The organism is Chryseobacterium takakiae (assembly GCF_900129385.1).
Taxonomy (GTDB): Bacteria; Bacteroidota; Bacteroidia; order Flavobacteriales; family Weeksellaceae; genus Chryseobacterium; species Chryseobacterium takakiae.
In genome coordinates, this window is record NZ_FQVO01000012.1 from 72167 (window position 1) to 90636 (window position 18470).

General features: G+C 38.0%; 16 protein-coding genes. 5 read left to right on the forward strand and 11 right to left on the reverse strand.

The genetic code is table 11. The annotated features are described in order from the left end of the window. Positions 1 to 124: 124 nt before the first annotated feature. The 4 genes from hisS to BUA76_RS15100 are packed head-to-tail and all read left to right on the forward strand — an operon-like array spanning position 125 to position 4148. Positions 125 to 1477 (forward strand): histidine--tRNA ligase, encoded by a 1353-nt coding sequence (hisS, locus tag BUA76_RS15085; protein ID WP_072885620.1) that lies wholly within the window; start codon positions 125 to 127, stop codon positions 1475 to 1477. A 25-nt stretch (positions 1478 to 1502) separates the two neighbouring features. Next, positions 1503 to 2633, forward strand: a complete 1131-nt coding sequence (gene chrA / locus BUA76_RS15090) for a chromate efflux transporter (protein ID WP_072885621.1) — start codon at positions 1503 to 1505, stop codon at positions 2631 to 2633. An 11-nt stretch (positions 2634 to 2644) separates the two neighbouring features. After that, positions 2645 to 3286, forward strand: coding sequence for a GNAT family N-acetyltransferase (locus tag BUA76_RS15095; protein WP_072885622.1), 642 nt, complete (start codon positions 2645 to 2647; stop codon positions 3284 to 3286). Between the two features lie 34 nt (positions 3287 to 3320). Continuing rightward, entirely contained in the window at positions 3321 to 4148 is an 828-nt protein-coding gene (locus BUA76_RS15100; RefSeq protein WP_072885623.1) for a class I SAM-dependent methyltransferase, read from the forward strand. Between the two features lie 17 nt (positions 4149 to 4165). On the opposite strand, the gene BUA76_RS15105 is transcribed toward BUA76_RS15100, so the two are convergent. The 3 genes from BUA76_RS15105 to BUA76_RS15115 form a co-directional block, all read right to left on the reverse strand. Continuing rightward, on the reverse strand, positions 4166 to 4423 hold the full coding sequence (locus BUA76_RS15105) for a YtxH domain-containing protein (RefSeq protein WP_072885624.1): 258 nt from the start codon (positions 4421 to 4423) through the stop codon (positions 4166 to 4168). A gap of 98 nt (positions 4424 to 4521) precedes the next feature. Beyond that, entirely contained in the window at positions 4522 to 5364 is an 843-nt protein-coding gene (locus BUA76_RS15110) for an isoaspartyl peptidase/L-asparaginase (protein ID WP_072885625.1), read from the reverse strand. A 95-nt stretch (positions 5365 to 5459) separates the two neighbouring features. Then, positions 5460 to 6350 carry a cyanophycinase gene (locus tag BUA76_RS15115; protein WP_072885670.1) on the reverse strand — a complete coding sequence of 297 codons (891 nt, stop codon included), beginning with the start codon at positions 6348 to 6350 and terminating at the stop codon, positions 5460 to 5462. 198 nt (positions 6351 to 6548) lie between these two features. Here BUA76_RS15115 and cphA point away from each other — a divergent pair, with 198 nt between their 5' ends. Continuing rightward, positions 6549 to 9179, forward strand: a complete 2631-nt coding sequence (gene cphA, locus BUA76_RS15120; RefSeq protein ID WP_072885626.1) for a cyanophycin synthetase — start codon at positions 6549 to 6551, stop codon at positions 9177 to 9179. Positions 9180 to 9311: 132 nt separating this feature from the next. Here cphA and BUA76_RS15125 read toward each other — a convergent pair whose 3' ends face one another. The 8 genes from BUA76_RS15125 to BUA76_RS15160 all read right to left on the reverse strand — a co-directional run bounded on the left by BUA76_RS15125 (position 9312) and on the right by BUA76_RS15160 (position 18310). After that, positions 9312 to 10496 carry a hypothetical protein gene (locus tag BUA76_RS15125; RefSeq protein ID WP_072885627.1) on the reverse strand — a complete coding sequence of 395 codons (1185 nt, stop codon included), beginning with the start codon at positions 10494 to 10496 and terminating at the stop codon, positions 9312 to 9314. 74 nt (positions 10497 to 10570) lie between these two features. Then, the gene (locus BUA76_RS15130; protein WP_072885628.1) at positions 10571 to 11407 is read right to left on the reverse strand and encodes a type 1 glutamine amidotransferase; all 837 of its coding nucleotides are present in this window, start codon (positions 11405 to 11407) and stop codon (positions 10571 to 10573) included. Positions 11408 to 11434: 27 nt separating this feature from the next. Beyond that, positions 11435 to 12562, reverse strand: coding sequence for a carboxylate-amine ligase (locus BUA76_RS15135; protein ID WP_072885629.1), 1128 nt, complete (start codon positions 12560 to 12562; stop codon positions 11435 to 11437). Positions 12563 to 12589: 27 nt separating this feature from the next. Then, complete coding sequence (locus tag BUA76_RS15140) at positions 12590 to 13543, reverse strand: ATP-grasp domain-containing protein (protein WP_072885630.1); 954 nt, start codon at positions 13541 to 13543, stop codon at positions 12590 to 12592. A 41-nt stretch (positions 13544 to 13584) separates the two neighbouring features. Then, entirely contained in the window at positions 13585 to 14298 is a 714-nt protein-coding gene (locus BUA76_RS15145) for an alpha/beta hydrolase-fold protein (RefSeq protein WP_072885631.1), read from the reverse strand. A 119-nt stretch (positions 14299 to 14417) separates the two neighbouring features. Beyond that, positions 14418 to 15629, reverse strand: coding sequence for an ATP-grasp domain-containing protein (locus BUA76_RS15150; protein WP_072885632.1), 1212 nt, complete (start codon positions 15627 to 15629; stop codon positions 14418 to 14420). 140 nt (positions 15630 to 15769) lie between these two features. Next, positions 15770 to 17185, reverse strand: coding sequence for a leucyl aminopeptidase family protein (locus BUA76_RS15155; protein ID WP_072885633.1), 1416 nt, complete (start codon positions 17183 to 17185; stop codon positions 15770 to 15772). 3 nt (positions 17186 to 17188) lie between these two features. Further along, positions 17189 to 18310, reverse strand: coding sequence for an alpha/beta hydrolase (locus tag BUA76_RS15160; protein WP_072885634.1), 1122 nt, complete (start codon positions 18308 to 18310; stop codon positions 17189 to 17191). Positions 18311 to 18470 lie beyond the last annotated feature (160 nt).

Here is an 18470-nt window from a genome sequence, read left to right on the forward strand (position 1 = left end):
AAATGATGAATGCATCCCAAGCTGAAGAAGATTGTTTTTTCAGCTTTGGATTTTAGTTTTAAAGTCAGTTCAATTCCTTATTTTTGCAACACTTATACATTAATCATCATTTATCAATTATAAAATGAAACCAGGTTTAGCAAAAGGGACGAGAGATTTTACCGCATCGGAAGTGGCAAGAAGAAGATACATCATCAATATTTTACAGAAAAACTTTGAATTATTCGGGTTCCAGCCATTGGAAACCCCAAGCTTTGAAAATCTTTCGACATTAACGGGAAAGTATGGAGAAGAAGGAGACCGCCTTATTTTTAAAATTTTAAATTCTGGAGATTATACTTCAAAAGTAAATCAACAGGACTGGGAAGATAAAAACCATCAGAAATTAACTTCACAGATTTCAGATAAAGCCCTGCGTTATGATCTTACCGTACCTTTTGCAAGATTTGTGGCGATGAACCACAACCAGCTTACGTTTCCATTCAAACGTTACCAGATTCAGCCGGTTTGGCGAGCAGACCGTCCTCAAAAAGGAAGGTTCAGGGAGTTTTACCAGTGTGATGCTGATGTGGTGGGAAGCGAAAGCCTTTTGCAGGAAGTAGATCTGGTTCAGTTGTATTTAAAATCATTTTCAGAATTAGGAGTTTCTGTAACCATTCACATCAATAACAGGAAGATTCTTTCCGGTCTTGCGGAGTTTGCAGGAATTACCGATAAATTAATTGACTTTACGGTGGCTCTTGACAAATTAGACAAAATAGGGAAAGAAGGTGTCGTAAAAGAACTTCTTGAAAGAGGAATTGCCCAAGAATCCATTGAAAAGCTGGATTTCCTCTTTACACAATCGGATGATGCATTGGAAAATCTTTTACAGTTGAAAGAGAAATTTGCCGGAAACGAAACCGGTTTAAAGGGTGTTGAAGAACTGGAATTTGTGATTACTCAATCATTAAATTTAGGTGTCGATATTCAGAATTTAGTATTTGATATTACGCTTGCCAGAGGATTGGATTATTACACCGGAGCGATTTTCGAGGTAAAAGCAGATGAAGTTCAGATGGGATCTATCGGCGGCGGCGGAAGATATGATAACCTCACGGAAGTTTTCGGCGTTAAAAATATTCCGGGAATAGGGATTTCTTTCGGGTTAGACAGGATTTATCTTGTCATGGAAGAATTGGGATTGTTCCCTGAAGAAGCTACTTCAAAAGTAGAATATCTGTTTGCCAATTTCGGAGGTGATGAAACGCTGGAAGCTTTAAAATTGATCAAACAGCTCAGAGAAAAGGGAATTTCTGCAGAACTGTATCCTGAATCTGCGAAGATCGGAAAACAGTTTACTTACGCCGAAAAGAAAGGAATTAAAAATCTTGTTTTCCTTGGAGAAGAAGAAATTAAGAACGGAAAGGTTACCTATAAAGATCTTGAAGCCGGAGAACAGAGAACAGTTTCTTTAGAGGAATTTTTAAACAATTAATATATTCTGAGAATTCTGTAAGGCCATGAAAAATACAGAAGATTTAAAAGAAATAGCAAAACTTTTTCTCAAGCTGGGAATAATAGGTTTCGGAGGACCCGCTGCTCATATTTCCATGATGCAGAATGAAGTGGTTACCAAAAGAAAATGGATGTCCCAGCAGCATTTTCTGGATCTGATAGGAGCCACCAATTTAATTCCCGGACCCAACAGTACGGAAATGGCCATCCACATCGGAAGAGAAAAAGCAGGCTGGAAAGGATTACTAACTGCAGGAGTATGTTTTATACTTCCTGCAGTTTTTATTACCGGGATATTCGCCTGGCTTTATAAAAAATATGGTGCCCTGCCGGAAATTCAGCCATTTGTTTACGGAATCAAGCCGGCGATCATTGCAGTGATTTTATCGGCCATCTTTCCCTTAGCGGAAAAATCTTTTAAGTCGATAGATCTTATTGTTTTAGGATTGCTTGTTTTGGTGGGATCTTTATTAGGGTACAATGAAATTTTTCTTCTTTTTGGTGCTGGAATTCTTTATGTATTGCTGTTTTTTATCCGTTCCGGACGATCCGGAGATCTGAAAAATCTTATTCCTGTTGTTTTCTTACAAAATGCTGACAATAATGTTATATCTGCATTAAACCTTAAACTATTTCTGATTTTCCTGAAAGTAGGTTCAATTCTCTACGGAAGCGGTTATGTACTGTTTGCCTTTCTGGATGCCGAACTTGTGACCACAGGAATGATGAACCGGAAACAGCTGATTGATGCTATTGCAGTAGGGCAATTCACTCCAGGACCTGTTTTTTCATCCGTAACATTTATCGGATATCAGATTAATGGATGGACCGGAGCTGCTGTTTCTACCCTCGGAATTTTTTTACCTTCATTCCTGTTTGTTGCTCTGCTAAATCCGTTGGTAAAGAAAATGAGAAACTCGAAAATCTTTTCAGTATTCCTGGATGCCGTAAATGCAGCTTCTGTTGCTATTATTGTCTCTGTCTGCATCAGCATGGGAATAGAAACGGTTAACGACTGGCGCACGATCCTTATCGCTGTGATATGCCTTGTTATTAGTTTTGGATACAGAAAAATTAACAGTGCACTTATTGTGGTATCAGGTTCCCTGATGGGATATTTACTGACTTTGTTATAAACTCTACTGTAATGAACGGAGGAATTTCACCAGATATCATTAAAAAATGGCTTACAGCATGGTCATTATCCAGGCAATTACCTTTGCCGGAGCAATATAAGTCAGGATTTATGGTGAATGTAGGCTATGAAAAGCAAAAAACACGGTATGTGTTCCCGGAATGTAATGGTGATTTTATCGAACTTGCCGAAACAATTAATGAACCCTGGATTTTCCTGAAAGTGTGCGCTTCTTTTGATGAATTTAAAAATAAAATTCCGGACAGATGGATAGTGCAGCCGCAGGGCTACATGATGTACTGCACTTCAATAATGAAATTTACCGATAAAAATTTACCCTACGAATACCGATTTGAATACCAGCAATATGATTCTACTTTTGTTGTACATATCATGAGAAATAATGAGGTGGCTTCATCGGGACGTATTGTTTTTGTTGATGATCTTGCTGTGTACGACAGGATTTCAACGGAAAAAGACCACCGAAGAAAAGGGCTGGCAAGTCTCTTAATGAAAGAGCTTGAAAAAATAGCCCTTTCGGAAGGGTTTTCTATGAACTTTTTAGTGGCCACTGAAGAAGGCAAAAAGCTATATGAGTCATTAGGCTGGAAGCTTTACAGTGTGTATACTTCCATTGTTATTGAGAAAGAATAATTAAATTTTTATATTTAGAGGAAAAATTAACCTAATGGAAAACTATTTGGAAATCAACAGAAATTCGTGGAACGCCAAAGTAGAGCCCCATTTGAAATCTGATTTTTATTTTGTGGACGAATTTTTAAAAGGCAGAACTTCGCTGAATTCTATCGAGCTGGAACTTTTAGGAGATATAAAAGATAAATCTGTTCTGCATCTGCAATGCCATTTTGGTCAGGATTCCATCTCTTTGTCAAGACTTGGAGCCAAAGTAACAGGTATAGATTTATCAGACAGAGCAATTGCCGAAGCAAAGCTACTTGCACAAAAATGTGAGGCAGACACGAAATTTATCTGTACAGATCTGTACAATCTTCCCAATGTCCTTGATGAAAAATTTGACATCGTTTTTACCAGTTACGGAACGATAGGCTGGCTTCCTGATCTTGACCGCTGGGCAAAAGTCATTTCTCGTTTTCTAAAACCTGACGGAAAATTTATCATGGCAGAATTTCATCCTGCTGTCTGGATGTTTGATGATGATTTTGAAGGGATAAAATACAATTATTTTAATGAAAAGCCTATTGTAGAAACGTATGAAGGAACTTACGCAGATCCTTCTGCAAATATTGTTCAGGAATATGTAATGTGGAATCATTCTTTAGCCGAAGTATTACAAAGTCTTATTGATAATCATTTGATAATACATCAATTTAAAGAATTCGACTGGTCTCCGTATCCATGTTTAAGGCATGTTGAAGAATTTGAAAAAGGGAAGTGGAGGATTTCGAAATTTGGTAATAAACTGCCTTTGGTTTTCGCCGTTGAGGCAAAAAAAAGTCATCGTAATACAAACTACGATGACTTTCTGAATATATGAATGTTAAATAACTATTTTTAGCTTACGGTTTCCTGCGCATTATTTACAGTATCCTGTGCTTTGTTTTTAAATTCATCCGCTTTTTCCTGAACCTGGGAAGCAACATTGTTGGCTCTGTCTTTAATATCATTCCCCCATTTGTTTAGGTTGTCCTTTGCATTATTGAATTTATCTTTTACCATTTGTTGTTGCTCAGGACTTGAGTTTTTATATTTCCAGTACGCCAGAGCTCCAAGTCCAACCAGTGCCAATAAACCTTTTGTTTTATTTCCCATGATTTCTATTTTTTAAGTATTAATATTAAAATTTGTTATTAATAACTATGTAAAATACGTGCCAAAAGAAATATCAGAGCTATAAAATAATGTTAAAATTAATGGAAGGTTTCTAAATTTTCACCGTCAAAACTTGCAAAAACCATAGTAGGGTGAGAGTCTCTGTGGGCAAGATTTCCATCTTTATCAATGGCAATAGCACCTGCAAAGCCGTCAATAAGTTTCAGTTCCTCGAAAGTTTTATCAAAAGCTTCGTTAAGAGACATTCCATCGGTTACTCTTGTGACAATCTTTGCTGCCGTAGCATTACTTACAATATCTTCACCCACACCTGTACAGCTCACAGCACAGAAAGAATTGGCATAATTTCCGGCTACCGTTGCAGAGTCCGAAATTCTGCCGGGGATTTCAAATCCTTTTCCTCCGGTAGAGGTAGCAACGGCTAATTTTCCGTTTTTATCGATCACTACGCAACCGACCGTTCCTTTTCCGCCGTTATGTAATTTTTCTTCATATTCCTGTCTTCTTTTCGGGATTTCGGTAGAATAATTTTCAAAACCATGAGCAGCTGCATATTTTTTAGCACCGCTTCCACCTAAAACCCTGTCGTCTTCATTCATCAGTTCCTTCGCTACAAAAACAGGATTTTTTACATCCTGGATATTGATCACACCGCTTAATTTCTGGGTCTCACCATCCATGATCGCAGCACTCATCCTGATGATTCCGTCGCTTTGGATCTGGGAGCCGGTACCGGCATTATACAGCTCATCATCTTCTAATAAAGAAACGGCAAAAGCAGCAGTATCAAAGGCGGGATTGCTTTGTAAAAATTCAAAAGCCCGTTTTGCAATGTTTTTCAGAGATTCCTGCTTGGCAGTTTTTACTTCATGACTCTGATCGCTTTCTGAAAAGAATCCACCGTGAATGATTACTTTCATTATAAATTATTTTGTGGAGACAAGATAACCAAATTTTTCAAATCCGGTTATGATGTTGCGAATGATAATTAATATTCGTTGAAAAATATGATTTTCTATTTTTCCTGCGGAATAGGATTGAATTGCGAATTTTCTATCGTCAGTACCTTTGTTGTAAGGTCATAATGATCATTCATGGACATTACATGCACGGTAAGGTTATCAATAGAAATCGGTTCTCCGAGGTTGATGTTGGTTAGATTGGTATCCTTGATGAATCTTCCGTCAACCAGAATTACCAGTCCGGAACCTACGGCCGTCATGACGTCGTTATAAATGAAAAGTCCGGTATCTTCTCCAAGACCAATTCCCAATGTTCTCGGATTATTGACCACCGCCTGGAACAGTCGTCCTATTCTTCCTCTCTGTACAAAGTGCGTATCAATAATGACATTATCAATCAGTCCGAGTCCCTGTGTGGTTTTAATTTCGCCTTTTAGAAGGGCTTCAGAACTGCTTCCCTGGTAGATCATATTTTCGGAAGCTGCGGCAGCTCCTGCAGAAGTTCCGGAATAAATAAAATCCTGTTCCTGGTATTTCAGTAAAATGGTATCGTGAAATCTTGTTCCGCCCAGAATGGATGTCAGACGAAGCTGATCTCCACCTGTAAACATCACCACATCTGCAGCATTTGCCCTTGCGACAATGGCATCGGAATTGGCTTCTTCACGATTGTGAATATCCAGTATATTTACATTTTTTGCTCCTAAAAATTCAAAAGCTTTTTTATATTCTGAGCCTACAATTTGGGGAATCTGCGAGGCTGTGGTAATAATTTCAATAACGGAATTTTCCTTATGCTTAGACTCGTTGATGATTTTTCTAAGTATTCCTCGCTCAAAAAAATTCAGGTTTTTTTCTATATTCTGATCAAAATCGGTTTCTGCAAAACTTCCTTTGTTTACTGCACCACCAATTACAATTAATTTTCCAACAGGTTTCGTCATAGGGTGCAAATTTAAAAAAATATTAACAGCTGAAAAAATTTCAGGGTACATAAAATTGATTTTGAGGATTTTAGAATGAATACCAAAGAATGATTATTTTTAATAAATATTCAAACGTGGTATAGTTTTGTTTAGGGTTTTGCATTATCTTTGATTTTAAATGCAGTTATTGTTAACTATTAAAAATGCAAATAGACTATGAAAATTGAAAAAATACAGGCATTGCGCGGCCCGAATATTTGGAGTATCAGACGAAAGAAGCTGATACAGATGAGGTTGGATCTGGAAGAGATGGAAAATTTTCCTACGAATAAAATTGACGGATTTAGAGAAAGAATAGAAAAGTTATTGCCTTCTTTATTTTCGCACAGATGTTCCGAAGGTGTGGAAGGAGGTTTTTTTCATCGTGTTGAAACGGGAACATGGATGGGCCACGTTATTGAACACATTGCCCTGGAAATTCAGACGCTGGCCGGAATGGAAGTGGGCTTTGGAAGAACACGGGAGACCAAAACACCCGGAGTTTATAATGTCGTTTTTAATTATATTGAAGAAAATGCAGGAATTTATGCTGCGGAAGAATCTGTAAAAATAGCAGAAGCTTTGATTAATGGGGAAGAATATGATCTTAATGCCTGTATCCAGAAACTTAAAGAAATCCGTGAAAGGGTTCGTCTGGGACCTTCCACGGGAAGTATTGTAGAAGAAGCGGTTTCCAGAAAAATCCCGTGGATCCGTTTAGGGACAAACTCTTTGGTACAGCTTGGATATGGGGTGAACCAGCAGAGATTCCAGGCAACCATCACCGGAAAAACAAGTTCCATCGCCGTAGATATTGCCTGCAATAAAGAGCTTACCAAAAGAATGCTGCATGATGCTGCGATTCCCGTACCGATGGGAGATCTGGTTACAGATGAAGAAGGACTTGACAGTGTTGTACGGAAAATCGGTTATCCGGTGGTGATTAAACCATTGGACGGAAATCACGGTAAGGGATCATCTATAAATGTCAATGATTGGGAATCTGCCAAAATCGGACTGGAACATGCCCAAAAATATTCTAAAAAAGTTATTGTAGAAAAATATATTACCGGTTATGATTTCAGAGTATTGGTCATTAATAATAAAATGGTGGCTGCAGCAAGAAGAGTTCCCGCCCATGTTGTCGGGGATGGTGAGTTGAATCTTCAGCAACTGATAGATAAAGAAAACGAAGATCCGAGAAGAGGGTATGGGCACGAAAATGTTTTAACCGAAATTAATGTCGATAAAGATACTACCGAACTTTTGGAGAAAATGAACTATACTTTGGAAACAATTCCACAGAAAGGTGAGGTTGTTTATCTGAAGTCTACAGCAAATCTTTCAACAGGAGGTACTTCGATTGATGTTACGGATATGATACATCCTGAAAACATTACCATGGCAGAAAGAATCTCGAAAATAATCGGTCTTGATGTTTGTGGAATTGATATCATGGCTGAAAATCTTACCCAGCCTTTAAAAGAAAGCGGGGGTGCAATTATTGAGGTGAACGCCGCACCGGGGTTTAGAATGCATCTTGCACCAAGTGAAGGGCTTCCGAGAAATGTTGCCGCTCCCGTGGTAGATATGCTGTATCCTCCGGGGAAACCGTTTACGATTCCAATTATTGCGGTTACGGGAACCAATGGTAAAACGACTACCACAAGACTGATTTCCCATATTGTAAAAAGTAATGGATACAGGGTAGGATTTACTACTTCGGACGGAATTTACATCCAAAATACCATGCTTACCAAAGGGGATACTACAGGCCCGTTATCAGCAGAATTTATTTTGAAAGATCCTACTGTAGAGTTTGCCGTGCTTGAAACGGCACGCGGCGGAATTTTACGTTCCGGACTTGGATTTTCGCAATGTGATATCGGAGTTTTAACCAATATTGAAGAAGATCATCTCGGGATGAATGACATCCACAACCTGAAAGATCTTACCCGTGTAAAAAGAGTAGTGCTTGACAGCGTAAAGAAAAACGGATGGAGTATCCTAAATGCAGATAATGAATATTCCATGAAGATTGTTAATGATCTGGACAGTCGTGTTGCCATTTTCAGCATGAATGAAAATAATCCGCATATCCAGAAATTTGCCAAAGAAGGAAAAATCACCTGCGTTTATGAAGAAGGTTTTGTTACCATCAAAAAAGGAGACTGGAAAATAAGAATCGGAAAAGCAAAAGATTTCCCGATTACCATGGAAGGCAAAGCTAAATTTATGATCGAAAACGTATTGGCGGCGAGTCTCGCCTGCTATTTATACGGATTCGGAATTGAGGATATTTCCAATTCTTTACGGACTTTCATTCCAAGTGCCCAGCTTACACCGGGACGGTTGAATGTATTCAAATTTAAAAATTTCAAAGTGCTGATTGATTTTGCACATAATCCATCCGGCTATGAAGCGATTGAAGATTATCTTAAAAATGTAGAGGCAACGAAAAAAATAGGGATTATTTCAGGAGTAGGAGACAGAAGGGACAGTGATATTAAAGAGTGCGGAAAGATTGCTGGAAGAATGTTCGATCATATCATCATCCGAAATGAGAAGCATCTCCGTGGACGTACGGAGGATGAAATCAACGGACTTATCATTGAGGGAATGCAGTCTTCGGGTAAAGATGTAAGCTATGAAATTATTCCTAAAGAAATTGAAGCCCTGAAGCATGCGATGGGTATGGCGGAAGAAGGTACTTTTATCACCGCTTTAAGCGATGTAATTTCCAATGCGATTGATCTGGTTCAGGATTATCAGACCAGGGAATTAATGGAAGACGATAAAATGTTATAATGCTATTTTAAAGTTTCGGCTTTCTTAAAAATTTTCGGCGGCATCTTCGATGCCGCCGAAAATTTTACATTAAATTCTGAATATTTATATTTCTACAGCTCTGTAGTGTTGAAAATTCTAAGTTGTATAAAACTATTCCTCCGCAAAAAAGGCATTCGAGCTTCCGATCCAGATGGCATCTTTCTTATTAAAATCGACATTCACCATTGCTGCTTTGGTCATTCTTGCCAGATTTTCCATTAAAATAGGACGGTCGCTGTTTTCGTGCCAGATATACAACAAACGGATCTCTGCTTTTGAAAAATCTCCGTTGATATCTTCAAAAATAGGGGCATATTCTACTTTTCTCTGCAGAATGTAGTTTTGCTTATCTTCAATGGTATCCGTAATTTCTTTCGTAGGATTTAAATTAACTCCGCTTCCGGCAAAAGAAAACAGCGGTTTTAAAACAAAATTTTTCAAATCTTCAGTCTCCGGAAATTCATGCAGGAAATAGCTTTTCGGAACAAATTGATGCTGCAAAAGCGGAAGTAAAAATTTAGAAATTTTAAAAAACCAATTGGGGTGGGTAATCCATTTTACATCAATGTCTTCACGGAAATCAAATTCCGTTTTGAGATCAGGAATCCGGTCTAACTCATCAAAAATAACACGGTTGTAAATCCGTTTAATTTCGGTTAATCCGCCATTATTCTCATAATATAATTTTCTCCCGTTCTTTTTTACTTTGGTGAGGCAGACCGTTTTTATACCCAGTAATTGCTCTGTCAGGACAAAATCAATAGCTGTTTTCTGCTTTTCGGGATAAATTTCCAGCAGCACCACATTTTGAGGGTTTTCGTCTCCAACAATAAGATCTTTGAGATGATTTTTAAAATCTTCAGGAGAGATTGTATGTCTTAATTCAGAAAGAAATGGATAAATTTCACAGAAAGCATTTTCAAATACTCTTTGAAAAGCATATAAAGAGGGGAAGGCTTGAAGTTCAATCAATTGCGGTTCTGCTTCTCCGTTTTCATTTTTACAAATTCCGAAGTCGATGGTGAAGAAATGAGGTTTTTCCGTATCATTGGGTACTCTGCAATTATCAGGTACAGCCTTTTGTAATAGATCCGGAGGCAGCGCTTTTATCTGGTCAATAATGCTGTTGCTTGCATCAATCAGCTTAGCTTCAAAATCTTTGGTAAGAAACAAAGGGCTTTCAGAAATTCTGAAGACCGGGTCTAGTCCGCTTTTCTGTTTTAAATATTCTTTAACCTGATTATATTTTTCCTGAGAAAACTCCTGATTAAACTTTTTTCTGTATTGTGAAATCATAATCTTTTTTCGTTGTGATTTAAAAAAATCGGACACTAGCGCCCGATTATGTTATTATATTTAAATATGGTTTGCTAAATCAGAACATTTGCTCTGCTGATAATATTTTGTTTCGCAAAATCCAAAAATCTCGGTAAGATCTGAGACTGCGTGAGTACAATTTTATCTTCGTCATCAATCCTGTCGATGGTTTCCAGATACTTTTCCATTCCGAAATTCTCAATCATGGCCAGTTTGTTTTTTTCGTCTTTCAGGTTTTCAATCATTCCTTCGGGATTGGCTTCAGGGTGAAACTGTGTCCCAAAGATCTCTTCAGAAAACCTTACTGCCATTACCGCTCTTTCCAGATCAATATGAGGACGGAATTTTTCGATCGCCGTAATTTTCATTCCCATTTCTTCAAACCGATCATAATCCGGCTCTATAAACTGATAGGCACGGGAATCCACAGCGTAGAAAGGATCCGGAAGATTTTTAAATAAAAATTCCTCTTCCCCTTCTTCTGTTTTATGAACGGGCATTACTCCGAAAGAATATGACTTTCGTTTACAGATATTGCCCAGCTTCCAGTGAATGCTTGCCAGCTGAAAAGAGTGGCAGATCAGGAAAAGGTATTTCTTATCCTGACTGATCCGGTTGTGACTGAAAATCGAATCTAAAAAATGACTGAATTGATCTTCCCATTCAAACCCTTCACGGTGTGGGTTTCCGGGACCTCCCGAAGAAATAAATATGTCGAAATCTTCAATATCGGGAATTTCATTTTTAAACCTCACATCGAATGTTGTAATGCTTACGTTTTCACCTTTGCAGCTCTGCCTGAATGATTCAGAAATTTCTTTAATATTTTTAAATCCCTGATTCACCTGATTGTTGTTCATATCAAGCAAAGCAATTCGAATATCATCCATTTTTATCTTAAATTTTATACAAATGTATCAAATATTTGAATGTAAAACTTCTCCGTGGGTGATGCCGTATTCGGTTTCAGAGATCATATAATCAACAACTTTGGTAAGATCGCCGGTTTCATTGAATATTTTTAACTGGCGGTCTGCGCCGGTTCCGTTTTCAAGAATCGTCCAGGCATATTCCACTTCTTTTCGGCATCCCAGTTCGTCTACTACATCATCAATAAATTCAAGAAGTTCTTTCAGAAGATCCGGATACGGTACGGATTCTTCTTTCCCGAAATCGATAAGATGCGCTTCAATTCCACTTTTGGAGGCCCGCCATTTGTTTTCATTCAGCAATAATCTTCTGTAGCTTCTGAAACTTAAATTCTGCTGGTGAAGTTTGTAGATTTTTGCTACCAGAGCCTGCATAATGGCAGCTAAGCAAACGGTTTCGTCTATTCTTAAGGGCATATCGCATATCCTGAATTCAATAGTAGGATAGAACGGATGAACCCGAAGATCCCACCATATTTTCTTGGCGTTGTCGATGGTTCCTGTTTTTACCAAAAGATCGACATAGCTGTCAAACTCCGCCAGAGAATTGAAAAAGCTTGGAATCCCGGTTCTTGGGAACTTTACGAAAATTTCCTGTCTGTATGATTTGAAACCGGTATTTCTGCCGATCCAGAATGGTGAATTGGTAGACAGCGCATAAACGTGCGGAAGAAAATACCGCATCACATTCTGGATTCTTACGCCTTCTTCACGGTTGGGAATTCCGATATGAACATGCAGCCCGAAAATAAGATTTCCACGCGCTACATCGCCCATATCATCAACGATTTTGATGTATCGTTCACCGTTCGTGATGGTATTATGTTCCCAGTTTGAAAAAGGGTGTGTTCCGCCTCCGGAAACGCGAAGTCCCTGTTCGTGAGCTGTTTTGATAAGATGTCTTCTCAGGTTGGTTAATTCTGCCTTAGCTTCCTGGATATTCTGGCAGATTCCTGTTTCCATTTCAATCATGGATTCGTGCATTTCGTGTTTTAAGTTTTCACTTAAAACCGCTTTTCCGCCTTCGATAATTTTCGAAACATGAGAAACCAGATCGCGGCTCTCAACATCAATGATTTGATATTCTTCTTCTATCCCGATAGTAAATTGATGCATTTTTTTTCGTGTTTTATTTGAATGTTTTTATTGTACAGAATTTTTTACAAAAGTTCCCCAGGAAATATTCGGTTTACCCGGAACATATTCTTTGGCTTTTTCAACGGCAAGCTTTGCGGCATGTTCAACAATCCATGCAAAGTTTTCTTCACCCACAGAATTTCTGTCTGCATCCGGAGCCGGGTTGCAGAAGTCGATGGCATACGGAATTCCATCCCGTACGGCAAATTCAACGGTATTAAAATCGTAACCCAAGGCTTTATTCATGGTAATGGTATAATCATGAATGGTTTTCAATAGCTTTTCCAGCTCTTCACCTTGGGTTTTATGCGTTGTTGCATATCGTAAGTGATGGGCGTTTCTGGGCTCATAAGGCATAATGTGAACATATTTTTTGCCCAGACAATATACTCTGTAATAATCATCGAAAATAATTTCTTCCTGTACCATCATTACCAGCTGTTCCGTTTCTGAATGTTTTGCCCAAAGATCTTCCGGACTTTCTACACGGTACACATTTCTCCAGCCTCCGCCATCGTGAGGTTTCATATAAGCAGGGAATCCTACATAATTAAAAATATAATCCCAGTCGTGAGGGAATTTTAAATTTCTAAAAGAAGTTTCCGAAGTGTTTTCCGGCCTTTCATAAGAGGGAAGCAGGACCGTCTTGGGAAGAGGAATTCCGAGTTTTGTCATCAGCGCATTATTGAAAAACTTTTCATCGGCACTCCACCAAAACGGGTTATTGATCACATAGGTACCATTTAACGCAGCATTTTTAAGATAAGCTCTGTAAAACGGAACATCCTGGGAAATTCTGTCAATAATTACGGCATATCCGTAATCTGTTCCTTGTTCAAGTTTATCAATACTTACCGGTTCTGCAACAATTTCGCCTTTTCCAAGTTCATTTACCTTATCAATAAACGCCCATGGAAATGTATCTTCCATTCCGAATAGTATTCCAACTTTTTTAACCATAATGTATTTTTTTTAATATTTGTTAATCTGTATTTTAAATTTTAGGAGAAAAATGCTCCGATAAATGTTGGGAAAACCATTCTCCATAGAGGCCAGTCGTGGTTGATCCATTTTCTTTCGTCATACCAGAAATCAATTCCTTTTAAACGCAGGATTTCTGCCATTTCAATGTTTTTATCCCTGCAGATATCCTGGTCGGAAGTACTCAGGACAATGTGCATATGTTTGTATTTCCAGGCTTCATCATTCTTTACAAATTCTCTCGGACAATTAAAGTATACCAGATCATCGGAATATCCATCCATAAAATTCCGGATACTGAAAGCTCCCGAAAGGCAGAACAAATGCGAAACAACACCCGGAAATCTGAAAGCAAAATTGGCGGCATGATAGCCTCCAAAGCTTGCACCTGCAACAGCAACGCGATGGGTTTTATGAATTTTTTGAATATAAGGCACGAATTCCTGAATCAGGAACTGGACGTATCTTTCATAATTTTTAATTCTCTGGTGAGGCGAAATACTATCATCATAAAAACTCCAGCTGTCTATGGTCTGTAGATTATAAAGCTTAACTTTTCCCTGCTCCACAAACCAGTTGATGCTTCCGTTTAGTTGAAAATCGTGGTTTTGCGTATAAAGACCCTGTGAAGTAGGAAACATAATAATTGGGTAACCGTAATGTCCGGTGACCTCTACTTTAATGATTGTTCCTAATATATGTGAATAGTAGTCTGTATGTTCTATTTGCGGCATGTTATTATGAATGATGATTTAAAATTGATAACTGATTATCAGTATTTTGTTAACTTCTAACTTCTAACTTCTAACTTCTAACTTCTCACTTCCAACTTCTCACCTCTCTAACCAATTCATCAGCTTGTCGGTTTACTTTTAGGAGGAAGAATATTCAGCATTTCGGCAAGGATTTTCTCTGCAGCACTATCAAGTCTTTCCTGAATAACGATTGGATCGTTTGATTTATAAACAATTCCTACGTGATGTTCAATGGGGAGGAATTTTACGGTTTCCGGAGTGTCGAACTGGCGGTAATCCGGGTCTTTTTCTTTGATTAGAGCGATAATTAATCCTGAATAATGCCCTGTCGGTTTTGAAACTTCATAGTGATTTCCTTTCAGCAATGCGTTTTCAATTCTGGCCCATTCCCTCCAGATGTTGATGTTACTTGAAGCTTCCACCAGATCCGGAATATGAGCGCCTCCCACACGTGAAGAAGTTTCCAGAAAATAATATTTGCCGTCTTCATTGCTTTTGATAAATTCTGTATGGGTTGCACCGTGCATCAGTCCAAAGCTTGAGAGAACTTTTATATTGGCAGCTTCAAGAGCTTTAAATTCATCGGAATATCTTCCCAGGGTTTTTGTTCTGAAAACACCGCCCTCATGAGAAACCTGCATTGGAGGGGCTAAATATTTGGAAGCGGAAGTAAAAACTGTTTCTTTATTAAAAGTAAGGCTGTCCACATGATATACATCTCCTGGCTTAAAACTTTCCAATAAAAATAAATGCCTTTCTTCGCCAAGGTTATTGAGTTCTTCCCACAGTTCTTCTTTGGAAGCAATTTTTTTGATGCCGGATGCGGAGGCTTCGGAGCGGGGCTTTAATACCCATGGAGGAGAAACTGTATCTGCGAAATTGTTTACCTCATCATTATTGAAAACAGCTGTAAATTCGGGAACATTAATTCCTGAATCTTTTGCTTTCTGTCTCATCGCCAATTTGTCTCTGAAATATCGGTGTGTAGTCTGACCCATCCCGGGAATACGGAATGTTTCACGGATCAGGGCTGCTTTTTCTACATCATAATCATCAAGGGCAACCACGGCATCAACTTTTCTCGTCTGCATAAGGTAGGAAAAGCCCTGGATAAGATGTTCAAGGTTCCATACGGAAGGTTTTATTTCAGGCATATAAAACACCTCATCGATAGCATGCCATGGCCAGTTTTTTTCTTTCAGGTTTTCCGAGGTCACCAAAATTACCTTATTACCGAGGTTTTTCATCTCATCCATGAAGTCATACCCCTTGTAATAGCATGAAATACATACTATTGTTTTCTTCTCCATACAATGTTTTTTAGTTTTTGATGAATTTTCAAAAATAAAAATAATATTTAATTGTTTATTTTATGTTAAAGATTAAAATAAAATGAATTTTTGAAAATACGGTATCAATTATACAGAGAATTTTTGTAATAAACTAATTTTTAGTGATAATTTTCAATTAAATCTGCCAGTAACTGTACTCCAAAGCCGGTAGCTGCTTTCTCTTTAGCGTATCCTACATTTCCGAAAGCAACGCCGGCAATATCAAGATGTGCCCATTTAGGGTGGTTTTCAATGAATTGCTCGAGAAATTTGGCGGCAATAATACAGTCTCCAATAGGTTTCATGGATATGTTTTTAAGATCAGCCACATCAGAACGGATGTCATCTTTCCAGATATCCCAAAGCGGAAGGTTCCAAAGACGCTGGTTGGTTTTGTCACCGGTTTTGATCAGGAGGTTTTTCAGTTCTTCATTGTTGGAGAATAAGGCTCCGCAAGTATCACCAAACATTCGTACCGAACTTCCCGTTAATGTCGCAAGATCAATAAGAATATCTGTTTTATAGTTTCTTGATAAGTATGAAAGTCCGTCTGCAAGAATCATTCTCCCTTCTGCGTCGGTATTCAGAACTTCGATGGTTTTTCCGTTGTAGGCTGTAATGATATCGCTTGGTAAGAAAGCATTCTCTGAAATCGCGTTGTCAGTAATAGGAAGAATAGCAATGATATTCACGGGAAGCTGCATTTCTGCTGCATATATTAAGGCTCCTAAAACAGCTGTTGCGCCACCCATGTCCGATTTCATATAGTGCATATTGTCAGGATTTTTTAGGGAAATTCCGCCCGTGTCGAAAAGCACACATTTTCCTACTAACCCGAATGTTTTAGCATTTTTAACCTCCGTTTTATATTCAACAATCGTAAAAGCGGCGTCATAAGCACTTCCCTGATTCACCGAAAGATATGCTCCCAGTCCCAGCTCTTCACATTTTTTCCTGTTGAATGAAGTGTATTTAAGATTGTATTTTTTAGATATTGTTTTTAAATAAAGACTGAAAATTTCAGGTTTTTTAAGGTTTGCCGGTTTATTGAGCCATTCCTGACATGCAATTTGTCCATTGCTCAAAGCTTCCGATTTCCGGCTGATACCATCCAGTTTTTTCTGGCTTAAATTTTCAAAATGAAGCTCAAATTTCGGATTCCAGAAGACATGGGTTTTCTCAAAAGGATAACGGTAGGTACCCAAAAGAAGTCCTTTTACAAATTCCTCAAACTGTTTTTCTGTCATAAAATCTGCCACAGCAAGCGTTGGAACTGCCATCAGCTTTTCTTTATAGGTCTGAGAAAATTTAACAGCAACCTGCTGAATTTCAAAAACCGGTGAGTCTGATTTCCCTAGACCGATAAAATAAGCAACTCCTTCTTCCTGAACATTAATAAATACTTCATGTTTTTTACCCGTGAAAAAAGCATTAATATTTTTATTGAAATTTTTAGAGGTTCTGGCCCATTCTTCTTCTGTAAAAAAATGGAATATCTGAGTGTAATTTTTTATTTTTTTGTTGACTAGCTTCATAATTTAATTTTTAATGCTTTTTTGTTGGGACTTTACTTCTGCAGGATTTTCTTTGCTATTATAGTAGAGCCATTCGATAGCTCTTGGGAATTCCTGAGACCAGTAAAATTCACTATGGGTGCCTTCCGGATTAATGCTTGTCCTGAATTCGAAATCAAAAAGATTTTTCTTTTCCCACTGTTTGAGATACTCCTCGAAAATATGGATTCTTTTCACCATTTTAGAACCTTCCTTACCCCCGCCGTATAAATAGATCTTCATTGTAAAAGGAGTCCTGAAATTCATTATCGGGAAATTATTATTAGGCTCTACCCAGAGTGAGGGTGAAAAAATCAGCAGTTTGGAATATACTTCAGGATAAAGAAAGCCGCTGTAAATACTGATCAGAGCACCAAGAGAACTTCCGCCGATTCCAGTATTTTCCCGGTCTTTTTTAGTACGGTAATGCCCATCAACAAAAGGTTTAAGCGTATCGGTAATGAAACGGATGTATTTCTTTCCCTCGGAGCCATTTGCCACATGATCGTTGTCAAAAATATATTCCTTTATCCGGTCTTCACTTCCGTGTTCAATGGCAATAATGATGATGTCACCGCGTCCGTATTCTGTAAGCAGGGAAAGTTTTTTATCGATTTCCCAGTTTCCGTAATCACTTCCTTCATTAAAAAGATTCTGGGCATCCTGAAGATAAAGAACCGGATAGTTTTTATCTGAAATATAATAATCGTAGGGAAGAAGTGCCCATATTTTTCGGCGGCGATCCAGCTGCGGGATATAAAAAGCTTCGGAAATAACTTCTGCAATAGGAAAAAACTCTTTTTTAAAAGGTCCCCAATTGAGTCGCCACTTTTCTACAAAATCAGAAGCTGTACCCTCGGATTTTTTAATTTTTCTGTTGGGTGTAATATTTCCGTATGGATCAAGCTCCACATTTTCCCAACCGCCTTTGGTGAATTTATATTCAATTAATCCAGGCAGATATTCATCTTTTATTTCAATGGAATAGGTTTCGGGATCCAGCTGATCAAGTCTATACTGTTCATCTTTCGGATTCCAGCCATTGAAGTTTCCGGTAATGTAAATATTTCTTTCATCATGTTCTTCGGTACGGAGTTCAAATCTCATCCAGGTGTGTTTAACAATTCAAAGATAAATTTATAATAAAATCTTTTTATGGCAAATTATTTTTAAAATGATATTATACTCCCCAAAAAGCTCTATATTTGATAGAAACTAGTAATGACGGGCAATTAAACATAATAATTTATTCAACAATAATTAACCT